The organism is Kitasatospora sp. NPDC059571 (genome assembly GCF_042735675.1).
Classification (GTDB): Bacteria; Actinomycetota; Actinomycetes; order Streptomycetales; family Streptomycetaceae; genus Kitasatospora.
Window position 1 is genome coordinate 1 of the sequence record NZ_JBHWBW010000109.1, and the last position, 19,771, is coordinate 19,771.

The window sequence follows — 19,771 nt, forward strand, 5'->3', positions numbered from 1 at the left end:
GCGCGAGCGCCGGCCCGCCCCCGCGCGGCGGGCGCGGCGGGCCCCCCCCCGCGCCCCCGCGCCCGCGCCGCGGGGCCGGCGCGGCCGCCCCCCGCCCCCCCGGCCCCGGGGCCCGGATTCGGGTCTCGGCTTCGCCGGTTGCTCCGTCGGCCCCCTCCGTCCGTCCTGCCGTGTGCGGGGACGGAACAGAGGGGGCCGACGTGTGTCCGGGGGCGGGGCAGCGTCAGGTGCGGATGCGGATGCGGATGCGGATGCGGGTGTGTGGGCGTGCGCGTGCGTGCGTGGGGTGGTCGGTGCGTCGGTGCGTCGCAGGTCAGCGGCGGCCGCGGAGCCGGCCGGGCCGCCCGGCGGGAGCGGCGGTCGGCAGCCCCGCCGTGCGGAGTACCGCCAACGCGTTGCGGGACCTGCCCTCGTCCAGTGCCGTCACGGCGTCCAGCAGCGTCCCGTACAGGGCAGGTTGATCGACGAGTGCCTTCGCGAAGTCGCCGAGGTCTGCAGCGGACCTCATCGTCGCCACCTCCCGCACCAGTTGGGAGGCCAGACCGGCGAACCGGCCCACCTCCCCGGAACCGCCGGAACGGGCGTGGGCAGCGCCGCCCCCGTCCGCCGTCGAGGAGCCATCGGCTGTGCCGTGCCCGGCCGCCAGTTCACCGACGGTCGCGCAGACCTCGGCGACCGGGCGGCCCGCGGTCTGGCGCAGCAGGGCCCGGACATCGCCGTCGCGGCCGGCCGCCGACAACCCGATTGCGAGCCCGGCGAGTTCTCCCGGGGGAGCTGAGGCCCACTCCCAGAGCAGGGTCTGCCCGTCGGCGGCCTGCCCCGCCTGCTCAAGAGCGGCCAGCAGATCGGGGAGCGCAGAGGCCGGCAGACCCCAGAGTGCGTGGAACAACTCAGCGGCCTCGTCCACCAGTCCTGCCCTGCGCAGCTCGGCCAGCGTGTCGGCCGCCTGCCGGGCGTGGCCGAGCGCCGTGGCCCGGGCCAGATAGCCTGACGCGCCGTACGGACCGCCCGCGCGCAGGTGGCCGGCCAGCCGGACGACGTCCGCGGGCGCCAGCGTGACGGCGGCCTGTGCCGCGATCGCCGCGGACTCCTGTGCTGCGCCGCGACGGTGCAACTCCGTGATCCTCCCGGCCAGCGCGGCGATCTCGTGGTCGGCGCGCGGCCGCGGTGGGGTGTTCGGTGCGGCAGCGGCCTGCCCCGTACGGCTGGATGCGCCCGGCCGGGCCTCGGCGGAATCCCCGTCGGGGCCGCCGGTGGTGTGTCCGTGTTGGCCTGCCCCGTCTTCCGATGACGTCTGTCGGACACCGCCGAACCGGGCGCCGCGCACGGTGGCAGTGGTCGGACGGCCCACGCCGAGGTCCGAAAGCCCTGCTCCCGCTGCCGTGCCGGCTGTGGTTGCGGCCTGGTCCGGAGCGTCGGCCGACTCCTCGTAGACGCCGCCGAACCGAGCACCGGTCGGACGCTTGCGCCTCGGTGCTGCTGCCTGCGTCGTCGTAGGCGCTGACCCCGTCGGCCCGGTCGGCCCGGTCGGTACTCCCGTTGTGGACGGTGGTGTCGAAGCCGGAGCTGTGGGGCCGCCGTCCCCCTGCCGGGGGATGGGTACTCCGCCGTGCCGGAGCATGTCCTCCAGGGCCAACAGGCGTTCGCTCAACTCCAGGCACCGGGCGCCGAGGCCCTCCCTCAACGTCTGGGCCTGCACGAGTTGTCGCAGGAGCTCGGGATCCGGGTGGCGATGCGGTTGTGCGTAGCCGTGGGCGCGGTCCGGCTCGCCGGCCGCGCGGACGGCCTCGGCCAGCCGCCGCTCGCGCTGCGTGGCGTACTGCCGGGCTCGCAGCAGTTCGTCCAGCTCCGCTCGCATCGCCAGGATGCCCGCTGTCGTCTCGCCCAGCTCCTGCACCGTCATCGCCGCCGACCAGCCCTCTCCGCCGCGGGGCCGCCCGCCGGCCCCTGGCCCTGCCTGCGAGCCATCCTCGCGAAGCGATACGGCAGTCGTGTTACAGGCGTGAGTCCGCTGTCTTTCGATGAACGGTGGTGTGAGCGAAGCAGGTTGACGGTCGGGAGATCGATTTGCCGGGCTGTGCGGCTCGGCCGGACCGGACAACGGCGGGGCGTCGGGCGGTTGATGCGGGTGTTCGTGCGATGCGCCGGTGAGGTCCGGTGGCGACGTCGGTGGCGCGGCGAGTCGGGGTTGGCGCGGGGGTTGGTGCGGGGGTTGGCGCGGGGGTGCGGTCAGCCGGCGAGCCGGGTCCGGGCCTCCATCAGGGCGAAGCCCAGCAGATTGAGGCCACGCCACTGGGAGGGTCGGGTGGCGTGCTCGTGGTCGGCGGCGAGCCCGATGCCCCAGAGCCGGTCGAGCGGGCTCGCCTCCACGAGTACCCGCCGAGAGGTCCCCAGCAGATAGGACCGCAGGTCCTCGTCCTGCGAGAACTTGGCCACGTTCCCCTCCACGACCAGCTCGAACCGCTCGGCCGTCCAGCGCTGCTCGTCGAAGCCGCTCACCAGCCGTCCGAGCTTCTTCGCCTCACCGGGCGTCCGGGCGTTCAGGATCCGCTCGCGCGTCCCCTCGTCGCCGAACATCCTGGCCTTGCCGGCCATCATCCAGTGCTCGGCAGATCGGTAGGTCACGCCCTCGACGGTGAACGACGACGGCCACCACTGACTCAACGAACCGGCACCGATCCGCCCGTCGGGCTCGGGGCGGTGACCCCAGAACAGCAGATAGCGGGGACGGCCTCCCGAGGCCACGACGGACTCCAACTCCTCGCGGGTTCGGGCGTCGGTCGGGTCTGTGGGAGAGGCGGTGGTCATGCGGTCATCCTCCCACCCGGGATCGCCACCCGGCTCCCTGTTTTCCCGCGGCCCGAGCGTCTGGCATCACCCCACCGACCGGGGAAGCCGTGCGCTCAGACCTGCGATGACCAGCGAACCTCCGAACTGCAGGGCCAGGACGAGGGCCAGGGCGTGGGCGATCCCGAGCCCGGGGGCGAGGGCGAGGAACAAAGTCCCGAGCGTGGCCACCCCGAGCGCCAGGCTCGACTGCTGCGCGGTCGCCAATACACCGCTGCCGACGCCGGCCCGCTCCGCGGGGACCTTGGACAGGACCACGCGGAACAGCGGCGTACCGATCAGCCCCTGGCCGATCCCTGCCAGCGCCACCCCAGGAAGCATCCGCAGGGGGGAGAAGTCGGACCAGTCGGCCAGGACGGTCGCCATCAGGGTGAGCAGGCCCGCGCCCTGGACAACTGCGCCGGCGGTGATCACGCGGCTGCCGAAGCGCCCGATGAGCCGGGGCCCGGACAGCGAGGCGACGAAGTAGCCGGTGGCCATCGGCACCAGGGCCCACCCCGCTGCGACCGGCCCCAGCCGCAGGCCCTGCTGCAGCATGATCGCGACGACGAACATGAAGCCGCCGAAGCCGGTGAAGTACGGCAGCGCGATACCCAGGCCGTGGCGCATCTCGGGGATCCGGAGCAGCGACGGCGGAACCAGCGGGACGCGGCCCGATCGCTCGGTCCTGCGTTCCACGGCGACGAACGCCGCGGCGAGGAGCGGGAAGGCGCCCAGGGACAGCCACGTCCAGAGCGGCCACCCCACGGCGCGGCCCTCCATCAGCGGGACGAACAGCGCGAGCAGGGCGGCGGTCAGCAGCCCCGTGCCGAGCAGGTCGACCCCGGCCGCGTGCGGCGCCCTCGTCTCGGGGACGTGGGACACCGCGAGGACAGCGGTCAGCAGCGCGAACGGGACGTTCAGCAGGAACACCGCACGCCAGCCGGTGCCGAAGAGGTCCGCGGAGACCATCATGCCGCCCAGGACCTGGCCGATCACGACCGAGACGCCGCCCACGGCTCCGTAGATGCTCAAGGCCCGGGCGCGCTGCGCACCCGTGCTGGCAGCCGTGATCGTCGCCAGCACCTGGGGCAGCAGGAGTGCCGCGGACGCCCCCTGGGCCACACGGGCCGCGACCAGGGCCCAGGCGGTGGGCGCCAGGCCGCAGGCCAGCGACGTCAGCGCGAACGCGCCGGCGCCGGCGATGAACAGCCGCCGTCGCCCGAACGCATCACCGAGTCGCCCGCCCAGGACGAGCAGGACGGCAAAGGCGATGCCGTAGCCCGCCGCGACCAGTTCGAGCACCGCCGGACCGGCGGCGAGATCCCGGTCAATGGTCGGCAGGGCGACGTTGACGATGAAGAAGTCGAGCATCGGGAGGAAGGCGCCGAGAAGTACGGTCACGAGACCCGCCACACCGAGGGAGGACGTCGTCGCCGTGCGGACAGTGATCCGTGGAAGGGTGAGTTGTTGAGTCACGACTACCACGATCCGGCCTGCTTGACCCTGGTACCAGACAGTGTTTATCCAGGTATAACGAGTACCTGGCAACCGTCTCCGCGAAGGCGCATGCTTGGCAGCATGGCTACCACCGCGACGACCGCCCCCGCCCCCGCCCCCGTCCTCGACCCGGTCGAGTACGGGCGGATCGGCGCCGCTCAGTCGGCGGCCCAGCGACGCCACGAGCTCGCGGCCTTCCTCCGCAGCAGGCGTGAGCGGATCTCGCCCGAGCAGGTGGGTCTGCCGGTGACCGGTCGCCGCCGGACGCCGGGGCTTCGTCGCGAGGAGGTGGCGCAGCTCGCAACGGTGGGTGTCACCTGGTACACCTGGCTCGAGCAGGGACGTGACATCCAGGTATCGGCGCAGGTCCTCCACTCGGTCGCGCGTGCGCTGATGCTCGACCCCACGGAGCGCGCCCACCTCTTCGTGCTGGCCGGCTCGGAGGACCCTTCGCCGGTGGTCGAGTGCTCCACCGTCACTCCGGCGATCCGCCTCCTGCTCACACAGATCGACCCCATGCCCGCCGCAGTGCTCAACAACCGCTACGACGTGCTCGCTTACAACCGCCCGTACACCTGGATCGTCGGGGACCTGGACGAGCTCCCGTTCGAGGACCGCAACCTCATGTGGCTGCTGTTCACCGACTCCTTCTTCCAGCGGTCGCTCGTCGACCTCGACGAGGCCAGGACGAGCATGGTGGCGCGATTCCGGGCGGCCATGGCGGACCACGGAGCCGAGCCGGCCTGGAAGACGCTCGTGGCCAGGCTGCGCCAGGCGTCCCCCGAGTTCGAGGCGGTCTGGCAGCAGCACGAGGTCGCGGGGCTGGGCAACGGGCTGAAGCGGTTCCTGCTGCCCGACGGGGGACTCCTGCGGTTCGAGTACACCAACCTCTGGCTCGGGCCGCGGCTCGGCCCCCGGCTGGTCGCCTACACCCCGCAGGACGACGAGACCCGGCGCAGGCTGGAGGCGCTGGCGACTCTCTCTCGAGCTGGGGCGTAGCAGGACGCACCGACCTGTCGAGGCGGTGTCGTGGGGCCGGCCACCGGCGCCCAGGGCGAGCAAGCCGCAGAGGAACGCCAGTGGCAGCTCGGCGGCGAGGGCCATCGCGACGGAGGAGACCAGCTCGGCCCGGCAATCGGCCGAAGCGGTGTCGCAGAGTGCGTCACCGACGAGCAGCACCGCGGCGAGCAGGGCCGGCAGGCGGTGACCGGCCCGGCCCGCTGACAGCAGCGACCCTGCCATCACCAGCGCTGCCGCCTCGACCGTGTCGAGGAGTGCCCAGCCGGGGAGACCCCCGACCGCCAGGACCCCCGCCCAGGGGAGCAGCACGACGCCGCAGCCGATCAGGAGGCGGTGCACATTCATGACGCCTGCCTCGCCGGCAACCGGGCCACCAGACCGTCACTCTGACGGACTGCCACTCCGGTGATCGCGTCGGCCGTGCACCGCGCGAGCCAGAAACGACCCAGAACCGGCACCGCACGAGCGGCATGACTGCGCCGGGTGAGCCACCCCGCCGTGAAGACCACCGGGGGGACCGTGCCGTCCGACGGGAGTCTGCCCCAGGCGAAGGCGTCGGTGCCGGCGGATCCGACCGCGCAGCGCCGGGCCCCGCGGAGCAAGCCGTCGCCGAGCGCCGTGGAGACCATGACGTCCAACAACTCGCCGTCCTCGTAGATCTCCAGAGCGGCGCGCCCGCGACGGCCCGAGGCGCACCGCACCGACCACGGGCCGAAGCCGGCCAGGGGGTTGCCGGCCGCCGACGGATCGTCGACCCCCGGTGAGTGCACTCCGCCGCCCGGTGCGGCCGCCCGGCCCTGCACGAGCTCGATGTCCTGCTGGTTCGTGTTCGTCATGCCGACAAGACTCGCGATCCGAGGCCGACTCGTCGTTAGCGCAGGCATCCGTTTTCGGGGTGTAGCCAGGTACACCCCGAAGACTGAAGCAGGCGACATGGTGGAGCTGATCGACCGCCAACTAGCCTTTCCCGCATGTCGGACTCAGCGCTCCACCTTCGCCAGGCCCCGGCGGGCCGCCACGGCCCGTGGCGCCGACGTGCCGCCTGGCTTCGGTACGCGCCATGGGCGTACGAGGCCCGGCAGGACACCCTGCTCATCGCTGCCGGGATCCCGCTCTCCCTTCCCGTCCTTCTGACCACCCTTGACGTCAAGAGCTTCGGGCCCCTGCTCATCCTCGTGCTCGTCTGCCTCGATCTGCTGTCGGCGGCCCAGCGCAACCGGTTCGCCGCCCTGCGGGGTGTGCGGATCCCCGGCCGCCTGCCGAGCGAGGCGGGCTGGTCGGCACGGCTCAGAGCCGGTATGACCTGGCGCCAGGCGGCCTACCACCTGGTGGTGGCGCCGCTGCTCGCCACCGGGGCGCTGCTGGTGCTCGCGGGATGGGGCATCGGCCTCGCCATGGCGAGCGTCCTCGTGTGGGTGTGGGCGTTGCCGGCCCATCACCCGCTGCACTCGGGGCCGGGCTGGACGACCGTGCTCGGCTGGGTCACGGTCGGCGGCCTGCTGCTGCTCCTCGCTGCTTCCTGGGCGGCGCGCCGGGTGGCGGCGGCCGAGGAATGGGCGGCGCGGTCCCTGCTCGGTCCGAACCGCGCCGAGTTGCTCGCACAGCGTGTGGAGAGCCTCGCCGAGAGCCGTGCCGGCGTCGTCGACGCGGCGGACGCGGAGCGCCGCCGGATAGAGCGGGATCTGCACGACGGGGCGCAGCAGCGGCTGGTGTCCCTGGCGATGAATCTGGGACTGGCCCGGCGCACCCTGAAGAACGTCCCACCGGAGGCCATGCAAGTGATCGTCGAGGCCCATGAGGAGGCCCAGGCTGCGATCGAGGAGCTCCGCGACCTGGTGCGGGGCCTGCACCCCGTGGTGCTGGAGGACCGAGGGCTCGATGCCGCGCTGTCCGGCATCGCAGCACGCAGTCCCGTTCCGGTGCACCTCGACGTCGACCTCCCTGCCCGTGTTCCGCCGGCGGTCGAAGCGGTGGCCTACTTCACCGTCTCCGAGGCACTGGCGAACGTGGCCCGGCACGCGCGTGCCTCCCGCGTCGACCTGTCAGTCAGACGCACGGGCGATGTGATCCGCATCGTCATCGACGACGACGGGGTCGGCGGCGCCGACGCCTCCCGGGGCACCGGTCTCACCGGGCTGCGCAAACGCGCGGCCTCGGTGGACGGGACTCTGACTCTCTCCAGCCCCCGCGGGGGCCCCACCACTATCACCGTGGAGCTGCCGTGCGAGCTGTGATCGCCGAGGACTCCGTTCTCCTCCAGGTCGGCCTGATCAAGGTTTTGGAGAGCGTCGGCTACGAGGTGGCCGCCGCGGTCGGGGACGCGGAGGCGCTGCTGGCGGCCGTCGAGGAGCACCGTCCGAACGTCGTGGTGGTGGACGTCCGCATGCCACCGGACTTCGCGGACGAGGGGGTGAAGGCCGCTCTGGTGATCCGGCGGCAGTGGCCCGAGGTCGGAGTACTGCTGCTGTCGCAGTACGTGGAGGAGAGGTACGCGGCGGATCTGCTGTCGACCAACACCCGTGGTGTCGGGTACCTGCTGAAGCAGCGGGTCGCCAACGTCGACGACTTCGTCGAGGCGCTCCAGCGCGTGGTCGAGGGCGGCACGGCCCTCGACCCGGAGGTGGTGGCCCAGCTCCTGGTCCGCAAGGATCGCGACCCGCTGGGCAAGCTCACACCCCGTGAGCGGGATGTGCTCGCCCTCATGGCCGAGGGCCGGTCCAACACGGCGATCGCGTCGGCGCTGGTGATCAGTGACAGTGCGGTCGCCAAGCACATCAACGCGATCTTCATGAAGCTCGATCTCCCGCCGACCGATGCCGTGCACCGCCGGGTGCTGGCAGTGGTGCACTTCCTGGGGGTGGGCTGACATGGACGCCGTCCGCGCCGCCGGCCGGTCCGTCTGGCGCACCATCGGCATTCTGGTGATCGCCGTGGTCGTGGTGGCGTCCGGAGCAGCTGCGGTCGTCACATTGGCCCAGCAGCACGCCACGGAGAACAAGACCTACTTCTCGCCGGTGGCTGCGATCGACATTGATGCCGGGAGCGCCGAGGTCAGGATCGAGGCGGGTCCGCCGGATCGCACAACCGTCCAGACCACGGCGGCCTGGACACTGGCCCGCCCGGTGGTGAATCAGAGCATGCACGACCGAACGCTCCGAATATCCGTCCGTTGCCGGACCTTCCCGCGGGCCCTGCACTGCGCTGCCGTGGTGACCGTACGGGTGGGAGGCGGTGTGTCGGTCCGTTCCTCCGGCACCTCCGGGTCCTTCAGCGCGAGCGGGCTGTCCGGTGACGTTCATGCGGAGACCGGCTCCGGCGAGATTCAGCTGGAGAGGCTGAGCGGAGCGGTCTGGGCCCAGGCCACCTCGGGCCAGATCGTCGGCCACGGACTGACATCACCCACCGTCCGGGCCGCCGCCACCTCGGGCCAGGTCATCCTCTCCCTGGCCGGTCCGCCGGAATCGGTGGCACTGACCTCTACCTCGGGCCAGCTCATGTTGAGCCTCCCCACCGACGGCACCCGCTACCGCGTGACCGCGCACACCACCTCCGGCTCGCTCGACGTCAACCCGACCATCTCCGACGACGCCTCCCAACGGCGGGTCGACATCACCACCACCTCCGGCTCGGCCCAAGTGACCGTGAGCCCCACCTGAGCCGAGCCCGCCCGCCCACTCACCACCACCTACCGGCCCCGACCCATACCCCACCCCACCCCACCACCCCAACGCCCCACCCCACCAAGCCGGACCACCCGCCAAGCCGCCCACCACCCACCAGGCCGCCCACCGCCCACCAGGCCGCCCACCACCAACCAAGCAGCCCACCACCACCCCCTTCGTACTGCCCGCCGGGCAGGGCCATGGGTAGGGGACAATGGAGAGTCCCGATCCCCTCCTCCGAGGACTGCCACGCATGACCAGCACGCCCGACACGGTCGACCACGTCGATGCCGCCCCGTCCGCCGGTTCCGAGTTCGCACCCCTGAACATCGGGCCGATGCAGGTGTGGCCCCCCGTGGTGCTGGCGCCCATGGCGGGCATCACCAACGCGCCGTTCCGCACCCTGTGCCGGGAGCAGAGCGGCGGCAAGGGGCTCTTCGTCTCGGAGATGATCACCACCCGGGCGCTGGTCGAGCGCAACGCCAAGACGATGCAGTTGATCAGGTTCGACCCGAGCGAGAAGCCGCGGTCGATCCAGCTGTACGGCGTGGACCCAGTCACCGTCGGCAAGGCCGCGCGGATGATCTCGGACGAGGGCCTGGCCGACCACATCGACCTCAACTTCGGCTGCCCCGTTCCGAAGGTCACCCGCAAGGGCGGGGGATCGGCCCTGCCGTACAAGCGGAACCTGCTCCGAGACATCCTCCGCGAGGCGGTGTCCAACGCCGGTGACCTGCCGGTGACGATGAAGATGCGCAAGGGCATCGACGACGACCACCTCACCTTCCTGGACGCCGGTCGGATCGGTGCGGAGGAGGGCGTCTCGGCGATCGCGCTGCACGGCCGGACGGCGGCACAGCACTACGGCGGTACGGCGGACTGGTCGGCGATCGCGCGGCTGCGGGAGTCGGTGCCGGCCGGGATCCCGGTGCTCGGCAACGGCGACATCTGGTCGGCCGACGATGCGCTGCGGATGATGCGGTCGACCGGCTGCGACGGTGTCGTGGTGGGCCGCGGCTGCCTGGGGCGGCCGTGGCTGTTCAAGGACCTGGTGGCCGTGTTCGAGGGCGAGGTCGACTATGCGCGGCCGACGTTCGGGCAGGTGGCGACGGCCATGGTGCGGCATGCCCAGCTGCTCGGGGAGTGGCTGGACGACGAGGCCCGCGGGGTGATCGATTTCCGCAAGCACGTCGCCTGGTACACCAAGGGCTTCTCGGTCGGGTCCGAGCTGCGGGTGCGGCTGGCCAACTCCAGTTCGCTGGCGGAGCTGGGCGAGACGCTGGCGCTGATCGATCCGGACCAGGTGTGGCCGCTCGGCGCCGACGGTCCGCGTGGCCGGACGAGCGGAAACAACCGCGTGGTGCTGCCGGACGGCTGGTTGGACGACCCGTACGACTGCGCGCTCCCCAGCATGGACGCCGAATCGGACATCTCTGGTGGATGACCTGTACAGCCTGGCCAAGTCGGGCTGAATCGAGCGTCTGCCGACCCGGACGGGCCCTCTTGGACGATCTGGCCAAGAGGGCTCCTTTCTGGCGGATTTTGGTTACGGAGACGTACCTACGAGTAGACGGAATGTAGTCAACGGCGTAGTCGAGCTACGCCCGGCTGCTGAGATGCGGTCGTGACGCTTGCCACATAAGCTGGTCGCTTGACGGCCCGTCAGGGTCGTGCAGGGCGCCGAAGGGGCGAATCGCTTCCCGAAGGGGCTTTCCGCCCGATCGGTGCACCTGGCTGCAGGAAATCAAGCCGGGGCAACACGGTGGACGATCAGCCGCTACTCTCCGTCGGCATCGTGTGATCTTCAGGTTTCGTCGTGTTCACTACTTGAACACACGCTAGCGTCAGCCGGACGATTTCACCAACAGAGGTGAACGCCCCGTCAGGCATTCGATCTGTCGGGTCACGGCTGGTTCTGAAGCTCGTACGGCCTATTGGGTCCGCGACAGCGCCTTCGAAATGGGTATGTTCTCCGGCGTCAGGGCAACCGTGTGCGAGGAGACCGACCCGTGGCGGCGCAGCAGAAGTTTGTTTACTCCTTCACCGAAGGAAACAAGGACCTCAAGGATCTTCTTGGCGGAAAGGGTGCGAACCTTGCCGAGATGACCAACCTGGGTCTCCCCGTCCCTCCGGGGTTCACCATCACCACCGACGCCTGCAAGGTCTTCCTGGAGACGGGCAGTGAGCCGTCCTCCCTGCACGAGGAGATCAGCGCCCACCTGTCCTCGCTCGAGGCGGAGATGGGCAAGAAGCTCGGCCAGGCCGACAACCCGCTGCTGGTCTCGGTCCGTTCGGGTGCCAAGTTCTCGATGCCCGGAATGATGGACACCGTCCTGAACATCGGCCTTTCCGACGCCTCGGTGGTCGGCCTTGCCGACCAGGCCGGCAACGAGCGCTTCGCCTGGGATTCCTACCGCCGCCTGGTCCAGATGTTCGGCAAGACCGTGCTGAGCGTGGACGGCGAGCTGTTCGAAGAGGCCCTGGACGAGGCGAAGCACGCCAAGGGCACCACCAACGACCTCGACCTCACCGCCGAGGACCTCAAGGCCCTGGTCGAGACCTTCAAGGGCATCGTGCTCCGAGAGACCGGCCGCGAGTTCCCGCAGGAGCCCCGCGAGCAGCTCGACCTCGCCATCTACGCCGTCTTCCACTCCTGGAACGGCGACCGCGCCCGGCTGTACCGCCGCCAGGAGCGCATCCCGAACGACCTCGGCACCGCGGTCAACGTCTGCACCATGGTGTTCGGCAACCTCGGCGAGGACTCCGGCACCGGCGTCGCCTTCACCCGTGACCCCTCCACGGGCGCCCAGGGCGTCTACGGCGACTACCTGCAGAACGCCCAGGGCGAGGACGTCGTCGCCGGCATCCGCAACACCCTGCCGCTGGCCGACCTCGAGCAGCTCGACAAGAAGTCGTACGACGAGCTGATGACCATCATGCAGACCCTCGAGACGCACTACCGCGACCTGTGCGACATCGAGTTCACCATCGAGCGCGGCAAGCTCTGGATGCTGCAGACCCGGGTCGGCAAGCGCACCGCCGCGGCCGCCTTCCGGATCGCCGTCCAGCTGGTCGACCAGGGCCTGATCGACCTCGACGAGGCGCTGCACCGGGTGACCGGCAGCCAGCTGGCCCAGCTGATGTTCCCGCGCTTCGCGCCCACCTCCGAGACCAAGCCGGTCGCCTGGGGCATCGCCGCCTCGCCCGGCGCCGCGGTCGGCCGGGTGGTCTTCGACTCGTACACCGCCGTCAAGTGGTCCCGCTCCGGCGAGAAGGTCATCCTCGTCCGCCGTGAGACCAACCCGGACGACCTCGAGGGCATGATCGCCGCCGAGGGCATCCTGACCTCCCGCGGTGGCAAGACCTCGCACGCGGCCGTCGTCGCCCGCGGCATGGGCAAGACCTGTGTCTGCGGCGCCGAGGAGCTGGAGGTGGACACCAAGAACCGCAAGTTCACCACCTCCGACGGCCAGGTCGTCCACGAGGGCGACGTGGTCTCCATCGACGGTGCGAACGGCAAGGTCTACCTGGGCGAGGTCCCGGTGCTGCCGTCCCCGGTCGTCGAGTACTTCGAGGGCACCCTGCACGCCGGCGCCGACGTCCAGGGCGGGCTGGTCCAGGCCGTGCACCGCCTGATGTCGCACGCCGACGTCCGCCGCCGCCTGGCCGTCCGCGCCAACGCCGACAACGCCGAGGACGCGAACCGCGCCCGCCGCTACGGCGCCCAGGGCATCGGCCTGTGCCGCACCGAGCACATGTTCCTCGGTGAGGAGCGCCGCAAGGAGGTCGAGCACCTGATCCTCGCGGACAACGACAAGGACCGCGAGACCGCCCTCTCCAGCCTCCTGCCGCTGCAGAAGGGCGACTTCGTCGAGCTGTTCCAGTCGATGGACGGCCTGCCGGTCACCGTCCGCCTGCTCGACCCGCCGCTGCACGAGTTCCTGCCCGACATCACCGAGCTGTCGGTGCGCGTCGCCCTCGCCGAGGCCCGCAAGGACCCGAACGAGAACGACCTCCGCCTGCTCCAGGCCGTGCACAAGCTGCACGAGCAGAACCCGATGCTGGGTCTGCGCGGTGTCCGCCTCGGCCTGGTCATCCCCGGCCTGTTCGGGATGCAGGTCCGCGCGATCGCGGAGGCCGCGGCCGAGCGCCGACTGGCCGGCGGCGACCCGCGTCCCGAGGTGATGATCCCGCTGGTCGGCACCGTCCAGGAGCTGGAGCTCGTCCGGGACGAGTGCGAGCGCGTGTTGGCCGAGGTCGCCCTGTCGACCGGCGTCCAGCTGGACATCAAGCTCGGCACCATGATCGAGTTGCCGCGGGCCGCGGTGACCGCCGGTCAGATTGCGGAGGCTGCGGAGTTCTTCTCCTTCGGCACCAACGACCTGACCCAGACGGTCTGGGGCTTCTCCCGGGACGACGTCGAGGCGAGCTTCTTCACCGCGTACCTGGAGAAGGGCATCTTCGGTGTCAGCCCGTTCGAGACGATCGACCGGGACGGCGTGGGCTCGCTGGTACGCCAGGCCGCCGAGGCCGGCCGGGCCACCCGCCCGGACCTGAAGCTCGGCGTCTGCGGCGAGCACGGCGGCGACCCGGACTCGGTGCACTTCTTCCACGAGGTGGGTCTGGACTACGTGTCCTGCTCCCCCTTCCGGATCCCGGTGGCGCGCCTGGAGGCAGGCCGCGCCGCCCTTGAGACGGCGGGCAGCGACTCGCGCTGAGGAGGGTAAGTACCTCTACCCCAGCGCGGTCCCATCGCTGACCGCACCCCCTCCGTAGGGGAGGGGCGTACGACGGAGCTCGGCGCAGGAGAGCCGTCGTACGAAGGCCGGGGGGGGGGGGGGGGTCGCACACGAGGGGCCCGCGCCCCCCCCCGCCCGCGCCCCCCGCCCCCCCCCCACCACAAACATGAACGCCAACGAGGTCATCGCCAACCGCGCCCTCGACCTGCTCGGCGCTCAACGCGGCGACTACACCCGCCTGGGACCCAACGACCACGTCAACCTCGGCCAGAGCACCAACGACGCCTACCCCACCGCAGTCAAGGTCGCCCTCCACGGCGCCGCGGCCGACCTGAACCGTGCAATGGCCCTACTCGCAGAAACCCTCACCGAACGAGCCCGGGCCTTCACGGACGTCGTCAAGCTCGGCCGAACCCAGCTCCAGGACGCCGTCCCCATGACCCTCGGGCAGGAATTCGGCACATTCGCGCTCGGAGTGGCCGACGACACGGCGATCCTCACCCGCGCCGCCGACGCGCTGTGCGAGGTGAATCTCGGCGGGACCGCCATCGGAACCGGCCTCAACGCCCACCCCCGATTCTCCGAATCCTGCACCCGGCACCTCGCGCGGATCACGGGCATGCCCGTGCACCCGGCGCGCGATCTGATCGAGGCCACCCAAGGCGTCGGCGCGTTCGTCGAGGTCTCCGGCGCCCTGCGCCGGATCGCACTGCGCCTCATCAAGGTCTGCAACGACCTGCGGCTCCTCGCCTCCGGCCCGCAGGCCGGTTTGGCGGAGATCCGCCTTCCCGAACTCCAGGCCGGCTCCAGCATCATGCCCGGCAAGGTCAACCCGGTGATACCCGAGGCCGTCACCCAGGTGTGCTTCGACGTTGTGGGGGCGGACGCTGCGGTGGCTCTGGCAGCGCAGGCCGGCCAGCTCCAACTCAACGCCTTCGAGCCGCTCATGGCCCATGCGCTGCTCACATCCCTGGCCCGCCTGTCCGCAGCCTGCCGCCTGCTGGCCCGGCGATGTGTATCCGGCATCCGCGCCGACGAGGAGCGTGCCCTGGCCCATGTCCGGGGGTCGGCAGTGCTGGCAACCGCGCTGAACCCGTTGATCGGCTACGGGCCGTCGACAGAGCTGGCGCGGCGTTCGGTTACCGAGCGCCGGTCGGTGCGCGAGCTGGCAGGGGAGAGCCGTGTGCTGCCTGGTGAGCTCCTCGACGAGCTGCTCGACCCGCGCCGGCTGGCGGGCCATTAGCCGCCCTTGAGCGGTGGCGCGGTGGGGCCGGCCCTTGTGCATCGGGCCGGCCCCGGAAGTCTCACCGTGGCCGGTAGCGGCGCGGTGGGCGAACCAGTGCACGTAGAGGTGGGTGTTGAGGTTGGCGAAGGAGAGAGAGCGGTGCCGCTCTTCCATGCCTGGTAGCCGCCGCCCCTGGTGAGGCCGGCCTCGAACGTCGGACCGCCTTCGTAGCTGATGCCGTACGGGTAGGTGCTGCTGCCGGCGTTCACGAATGGTGCAGGCGGCCGTCCAGGTGCCGGAGGTGTAGGCGTCGCGGCTGCCACTCGACGTCGTCGATCGACCAGTGGCCGCTGTGGGTGCCGACGGTGGCTGTGTGCAGGTCGAAGTTGGAGACGCCGTTCGTGCCCACCACGGTGTCGGTCTCGGTGGCCCAGCGGGGTCGGTGACGACGAGCGCGGTGTCCTCGTCGATGCCGAAGGCGGCGACAAGGCGGGCGCCGGCGGAGAGGCCCGCCCTCTGTCAGGGGCAGGGCAGACCGGCGCGCTGGGGGTGGGGCGGGGCACAGAACAGCGCCAGGAACGGAAGGTACATGTGAAGTTCAAAAATCTGTAGATGTAACGGCGGGTCGAGGTCGGGAGTTGGCCCTGTGATGCGGGAACGCTGCTGCGCAGCGGCGGGCGACCAGCCGTTACCTATTCGTATCCTTCATTACATCTGTTCATGTGCGTGCCATGGATGTAACGTCATGGCTCGCGGCGCGGCATCACCGGCGCCGCCAAGGTTCCCGAAAGGTAGCGACGTGACCTCCCTCGTCTTCCGCAGACCGCTCCTGCTTGCCTCCCTCGCCCTGTCCGGATGCCTCTCGCTGTCCGCATGCGACAGCGGAAGCAGCGCGACGTCCGACGCCGCCGCCACCCCGGCCACCATCGCGGGAGTCACGATCGCCCAGGACTCCGCCCTGCACGCCGCGCTGCCCGAGGCGATCAAGAAGGCCGGGAAGGTCCGTGTCGCCACCGACATCCCCTACCCGCCGTTCGAGATGTACGTCTCCGAGGGCAGCAAGGAGATGGCCGGCCTCGACTACGACCTCGGCCAGGCACTCGGCGCGAAGCTCGGCGTCACGTTCGAGTTCCAGGCCCAGAAGTTCGACGGCATCGTGCCCGCCATCCAGGCCGGCAAGTACGACGCCGCCATCTCCGCCATCACCGACAACAAGGAGCGCGAGCAGGTCGTCGACTTCGTCGACTACTCAGCCTCCGGCACCGGCATCATGGTGGCCAAGGGCAACCCCCAGAAGGTCGCCACCCTGGACGACCTGTGCGACCGCTCGGTCGCCGTGCAGACCGGCACCAACCAGCAGAAGCTCCTCGAGAAGCACCAGGACGCCTGTCGCGCACTCGGCAAGGGCCAGATCCACCTGCAGACCTTCCCCAAGGACTCCGACGCCCAGCTCGCGCTCCGCTCCGGCAAGGTCGTCGCCGACGTCCTCACGAAGCCCGCCGCCGGTTGGACCGCCAAGACCGCCGACGACGGCGCCACCTTCGAGGTCGTCGACGACCCCGCCGCCCTCGGTGGCTACAACGCCTCCCCGAACGGCATCGCGATCTCCAAGAATCTGCCCCAGCTCACCGACACCGTGCAGAGGGCCCTGCAGCAGCTGATCGACGACGGCTCCCTCGCCAAGATCTACGGCAAGTACGGCGTCGCCTCCATCGCCGTCAAGCAGGCCACCAAGAACAGCGCGGTGGACTGAGATGACCACCCCCGCCCACCCCGCGGCCGACACCCGCGGCCACACCCGCGTGCCGGCCGAGGAGCTCACCGCCGTTCCCGTCCGCCACTGGGGTCGATGGATCGCCGCAGTCGTCGCACTGCTCGCCCTCGTCGGCCTGATCGGCTCCCTCGCCAAGAACCCCAACCTGCACTGGGACGTCGTCGGCCACTACCTCTTCGCCGGCCTCATCTTCGACGGTCTGATCACCACCCTGTGGCTCACCGTCGCGGCCATGGCCGTCGGTCTCGCACTCGGCACCCTCGTCGCCGTCATGCGACTGTCCGCCAGCCCCGTCCTGTACGGGCTGTCCTCACTGTTCGTGTGGCTCTTCCGCGGCACCCCGCTGCTCGTTCAGATCATCTTCTGGGCCTACGCCGCGGCGCTCTACAAGCACGTGATGATCGGCATCCCGTTCACCACGGTCACCTTCGTGCAGTTCGACACCAACAGCCTGCTCACCCCCTCGATCGCGGCGCTGCTCGCCCTCGGCCTCAACGAGGCCGCGTACGCCTCCGAGATCGTCCGCGCCGGCATCCAGTCCGTGGATCCGGGGCAGGCCGAGGCCGCCCACTCGCTCGGGATGAAGCCGGCCCTGACGATGCGCCGCATCGTCCTGCCGCAGGCCATGAAGGTCATCATCCCGCCGATGGGCAACGAGACCATCAACATGCTCAAGACCACCGCCTACGTCTCGGTGATCGCGGCCCACGACCTGATGTCCAACATCCAGGACGTGTACGCACAGAACTACCAGGTCATCCCGATGCTCGTCGTCGCCGCCCTGTGGTACCTCGCGCTGACCACCGTGCTCTCGGTCCCGCAGGCCTGGCTGGAAAGGCGCTACGGCCGAGGCACCGCCCGCATGTCCCAGGTGTCCCCGCTGCGGCGCATGTTCGTCGGCGTCGGCGAGCTGGCCGCCTTCACCCGCAATCGAAAGGGCTGACCACGATGCCCCAGCCCATGGTGCACGCCGAAGGCGTGCGCAAGCAGTACGGCAAGCTCGAGGTTCTCAAGGGCATCGACCTCGTCGTCGAGCGCGGCCAGGTCTGCTGTCTCCTGGGTCCGTCCGGATCCGGCAAGTCGACGTTCCTGCGCTGCATCAACCACCTGGAGAAGGTCGACGGCGGCCGGCTCACCGTGGACGGTGACCTGGTCGGCTACCGGCAGTCCGGGAGCCACCTGTACGAGCTCAGGGAATCCGAGGTCGCCGACCGCCGGCGCGAGATCGGCATGGTGTTTCAGCGGTTCAACCTGTTCCCCCACATGACCGCCCTCGAGAACATCATCGAAGCGCCGATCAAGGTCGCCGGCGTCAACAAGGCCGACGCCCGTGCCGAGGCGCGGCGCCTGTTGGAGCGCGTCGGTCTCGCGGACCGCGCCGACCACTACCCCGCCCAGCTGTCCGGCGGCCAGCAGCAGCGCATCGCCATTGCCCGGGCCCTTGCCATGCGGCCCAAGCTGATGCTGTTCGACGAGCCGACCTCGGCACTCGACCCGGAACTGGTCGGCGATGTTCTGGACGTCATGCGGGACCTCGCCGCGGACGGCATGACGATGGTCGTCGTGACCCATGAGATCGGCTTCGCGCGTGAGGTCGGCGACACGGCGGTGTTCATGGACGACGGTGTCGTCCTGGAGTCCGGCGATCCGCGTCGGGTGCTGGTGGATCCGGAGCAGGAGCGCACCAAGGCGTTCCTGTCCAAGGTCCTGTGAGCGCCCCCGCCAACCAGGCGTGCCCCCCGGCGAGCACCGCTGCCGGCCTCCTGGCCGCTGCCGAGGCCGCGCTGCCCCGCTACCTCGACGATCTCGCGGAACTGGTTGCTCTCGACTCCGGGTCTTACAGTGCCGACGGCGTGAACCGGGTCGCCGCCTGGATGGCGCGGCGCCTGGAGGGGATCGGCTTCACCACCGAGCGGATCCCGGTCGGTCCCGTTGACGGCCGCGCCTGTGGCGACGTGCTGGTCGCCCGGCTCGCCGGCAGCCTTCCCCCGGCGGCCGGTGGTGCTCGGATCGTCCTCGTCGGGCACATGGACACCGTCTTCGAGGACGGCACGGCTGCCGCGCGCCCCTTCCGCACCGACGGCACTCTGGCGCACGGCCCGGGCGTGAGCGACGACAAGGGCGGCCTCCTCGCGGGCGTCACGGCAGCCGAACTGCTTGCCGTGAACGGGCGGGCATCCTTCGCGGAACTGGTTGTCCTTGCGACGCCGGACGAGGAGATCGGTTCCCCGGCCAGCCGTCCGGTCACCGAGCGGATCGCCGCCGGGGCGGACTTCGCGCTCGCCCTGGAGTGCGCCCGCGAGAACGGCGACCTGGTCGTGGAGCGCAAGGGCGTCGCCGACCTCCTGGTGACGGTGACCGGGCGCGCGGCACACGCCGGCATCGAACCCGAACGCGGTGCGAACGCCGCCTTGGCCGCAGCCCACCTGGTCGTCGCCCTCCAGGCCCTGAACGGCCGCTGGACGGGGGTAACCCTCAACGTCGGTGTGGTGCGGGCCGGGACCCGGACCAACATCGTCTGCCCCGAGGCGGAGCTGCAGGTCGAAGTGCGAGCCACCACCGTGGCCGGGCTGTACACGGCCATCGCCGCGATCCGCGAGGCCGCTGCGGTGACGCGGGTGGACGGGACCTCGGCCCGGGTCGAGGAGGTCGACCTGTGTCCGCCGATGGAGAACACCGCGGCCGCCCAGGCGCTTCTGACGCTCGCGTGCGAAGCCGCCCGCGAACTCGGTCTCGACATCAAGGGCGCGTCCACCGGCGGTGTCGGTGACGCCAACCTCACCTCCGGTCTGGGAGTTCCCACCCTGGACGGCCTCGGCCCGATCGGCGGAGCCGACCACAGCCCCCAGGAGTGGCTCGACACGGCCAGCGTGCCGAGCCGCATCGCCCTCCTTGCGGCACTGATCGAACGCCTGCGCCGCCACTGAGCTGCCAGTGGCACGCCGGATCCTTCCTGCGTGCACTGGCCAGACGGCCCGGACCCGGGGGCGTCGGTGGGCGGGTACGGGGGCACCAGCCCGGGTGG

General features: G+C 70.8%; 17 protein-coding genes. 12 read left to right on the top strand and 5 right to left on the bottom strand.

The features are described 5' to 3' along the window. Positions 1 to 313: 313 nt before the first annotated feature. The 3 genes from ACFV0G_RS15235 to ACFV0G_RS15245 form a co-directional block, all read right to left on the bottom strand. Entirely contained in the window at positions 314 to 1,114 is an 801-nt protein-coding gene (locus ACFV0G_RS15235) for a hypothetical protein (protein WP_380546743.1), read from the bottom strand. 1,115 nt (positions 1,115 to 2,229) lie between these two features. Continuing rightward, positions 2,230 to 2,808: an NADAR family protein gene (locus tag ACFV0G_RS15240; RefSeq protein ID WP_380546745.1), complete on the bottom strand. Its 579-nt coding sequence runs from the start codon at positions 2,806 to 2,808 to the stop codon at positions 2,230 to 2,232. Between the two features lie 66 nt (positions 2,809 to 2,874). Next, positions 2,875 to 4,305 carry an MFS transporter gene (locus tag ACFV0G_RS15245; RefSeq protein ID WP_380546747.1) on the bottom strand — a complete coding sequence of 477 codons (1,431 nt, stop codon included), beginning with the start codon at positions 4,303 to 4,305 and terminating at the stop codon, positions 2,875 to 2,877. Between the two features lie 102 nt (positions 4,306 to 4,407). Between ACFV0G_RS15245 and ACFV0G_RS15250 the strand changes: the two genes are divergently transcribed. Then, positions 4,408 to 5,325: a helix-turn-helix transcriptional regulator gene (locus tag ACFV0G_RS15250; protein WP_380546749.1), complete on the top strand. Its 918-nt coding sequence runs from the start codon at positions 4,408 to 4,410 to the stop codon at positions 5,323 to 5,325. 30 nt (positions 5,326 to 5,355) lie between these two features. Beyond that, on the top strand, positions 5,356 to 5,550 hold the full coding sequence (locus ACFV0G_RS15255; protein WP_380546751.1) for a hypothetical protein: 195 nt from the start codon (positions 5,356 to 5,358) through the stop codon (positions 5,548 to 5,550). A gap of 137 nt (positions 5,551 to 5,687) precedes the next feature. Here ACFV0G_RS15255 and ACFV0G_RS15260 read toward each other — a convergent pair whose 3' ends face one another. Further along, positions 5,688 to 6,182, bottom strand: coding sequence for a hypothetical protein (locus ACFV0G_RS15260; protein ID WP_380546753.1), 495 nt, complete (start codon positions 6,180 to 6,182; stop codon positions 5,688 to 5,690). A gap of 135 nt (positions 6,183 to 6,317) precedes the next feature. Here ACFV0G_RS15260 and ACFV0G_RS15265 point away from each other — a divergent pair, with 135 nt between their 5' ends. From ACFV0G_RS15265 to ACFV0G_RS15290, 6 genes are all read left to right on the top strand, one after another. Continuing rightward, a complete protein-coding gene (locus ACFV0G_RS15265) occupies positions 6,318 to 7,580 on the top strand; it encodes a histidine kinase (RefSeq protein ID WP_380546755.1) in 1,263 nt (420 codons plus the stop codon). Further along, positions 7,568 to 8,212 carry a response regulator gene (locus ACFV0G_RS15270; RefSeq protein ID WP_380546757.1) on the top strand — a complete coding sequence of 215 codons (645 nt, stop codon included), beginning with the start codon at positions 7,568 to 7,570 and terminating at the stop codon, positions 8,210 to 8,212. The genes ACFV0G_RS15265 and ACFV0G_RS15270 overlap by 13 nt, the downstream gene beginning before the upstream one ends. A 1-nt stretch (position 8,213) precedes the next feature. Then, positions 8,214 to 9,002, top strand: coding sequence for a DUF4097 family beta strand repeat-containing protein (locus ACFV0G_RS15275; protein ID WP_380546759.1), 789 nt, complete (start codon positions 8,214 to 8,216; stop codon positions 9,000 to 9,002). A gap of 343 nt (positions 9,003 to 9,345) precedes the next feature. Then, on the top strand, positions 9,346 to 10,452 hold the full coding sequence (gene dusB / locus ACFV0G_RS15280) for a tRNA dihydrouridine synthase DusB (protein WP_380546775.1): 1,107 nt from the start codon (positions 9,346 to 9,348) through the stop codon (positions 10,450 to 10,452). A 565-nt stretch (positions 10,453 to 11,017) separates the two neighbouring features. Continuing rightward, on the top strand, positions 11,018 to 13,726 hold the full coding sequence (gene ppdK / locus ACFV0G_RS15285) for a pyruvate, phosphate dikinase (RefSeq protein WP_380546761.1): 2,709 nt from the start codon (positions 11,018 to 11,020) through the stop codon (positions 13,724 to 13,726). A 187-nt stretch (positions 13,727 to 13,913) separates the two neighbouring features. Next, positions 13,914 to 14,990, top strand: coding sequence for a lyase family protein (locus ACFV0G_RS15290; RefSeq protein WP_380546763.1), 1,077 nt, complete (start codon positions 13,914 to 13,916; stop codon positions 14,988 to 14,990). Between the two features lie 247 nt (positions 14,991 to 15,237). Here the strand turns inward: ACFV0G_RS15290 and ACFV0G_RS15295 are convergent, their stop codons facing one another. Next, positions 15,238 to 15,384 (bottom strand): hypothetical protein, encoded by a 147-nt coding sequence (locus tag ACFV0G_RS15295; RefSeq protein ID WP_380546765.1) that lies wholly within the window; start codon positions 15,382 to 15,384, stop codon positions 15,238 to 15,240. A 387-nt stretch (positions 15,385 to 15,771) separates the two neighbouring features. On the opposite strand from ACFV0G_RS15295, the gene ACFV0G_RS15300 reads away from it, so the two are divergent. Genes ACFV0G_RS15300 through ACFV0G_RS15315 form a run of 4 tightly spaced genes read left to right on the top strand, consistent with a single transcriptional unit; the run spans position 15,772 to position 19,673 of the window. After that, complete coding sequence (locus ACFV0G_RS15300) at positions 15,772 to 16,725, top strand: ABC transporter substrate-binding protein (protein ID WP_380546767.1); 954 nt, start codon at positions 15,772 to 15,774, stop codon at positions 16,723 to 16,725. A gap of 1 nt (position 16,726) precedes the next feature. After that, positions 16,727 to 17,689, top strand: coding sequence for an amino acid ABC transporter permease (locus ACFV0G_RS15305; protein ID WP_380546769.1), 963 nt, complete (start codon positions 16,727 to 16,729; stop codon positions 17,687 to 17,689). A gap of 5 nt (positions 17,690 to 17,694) precedes the next feature. Then, complete coding sequence (locus ACFV0G_RS15310) at positions 17,695 to 18,459, top strand: amino acid ABC transporter ATP-binding protein (protein WP_380546771.1); 765 nt, start codon at positions 17,695 to 17,697, stop codon at positions 18,457 to 18,459. Continuing rightward, the gene (locus ACFV0G_RS15315; protein ID WP_380546773.1) at positions 18,456 to 19,673 is read left to right on the top strand and encodes a M20/M25/M40 family metallo-hydrolase; all 1,218 of its coding nucleotides are present in this window, start codon (positions 18,456 to 18,458) and stop codon (positions 19,671 to 19,673) included. The genes ACFV0G_RS15310 and ACFV0G_RS15315 overlap by 4 nt, the downstream gene beginning before the upstream one ends. Positions 19,674 to 19,771 lie beyond the last annotated feature (98 nt).

Coding starts and splice junctions, on each gene's coding strand:
- ACFV0G_RS15240 (WP_380546745.1), bottom strand. CDS start 2,808: ATGACCACCGCCTCTCCCACAGACCCGACCGACGCCCGAACCCGCGAG.
- ACFV0G_RS15275 (WP_380546759.1), top strand. CDS start 8,214: ATGGACGCCGTCCGCGCCGCCGGCCGGTCCGTCTGGCGCACCATCGGC.
- ACFV0G_RS15305 (WP_380546769.1), top strand. CDS start 16,727: ATGACCACCCCCGCCCACCCCGCGGCCGACACCCGCGGCCACACCCGC.
- dusB (WP_380546775.1), top strand. CDS start 9,346: ATGCAGGTGTGGCCCCCCGTGGTGCTGGCGCCCATGGCGGGCATCACC.
- ACFV0G_RS15310 (WP_380546771.1), top strand. CDS start 17,695: ATGCCCCAGCCCATGGTGCACGCCGAAGGCGTGCGCAAGCAGTACGGC.
- ACFV0G_RS15265 (WP_380546755.1), top strand. CDS start 6,318: ATGTCGGACTCAGCGCTCCACCTTCGCCAGGCCCCGGCGGGCCGCCAC.
- ACFV0G_RS15260 (WP_380546753.1), bottom strand. CDS start 6,182: ATGACGAACACGAACCAGCAGGACATCGAGCTCGTGCAGGGCCGGGCG.
- ACFV0G_RS15290 (WP_380546763.1), top strand. CDS start 13,914: ATGAACGCCAACGAGGTCATCGCCAACCGCGCCCTCGACCTGCTCGGC.
- ACFV0G_RS15250 (WP_380546749.1), top strand. CDS start 4,408: ATGGCTACCACCGCGACGACCGCCCCCGCCCCCGCCCCCGTCCTCGAC.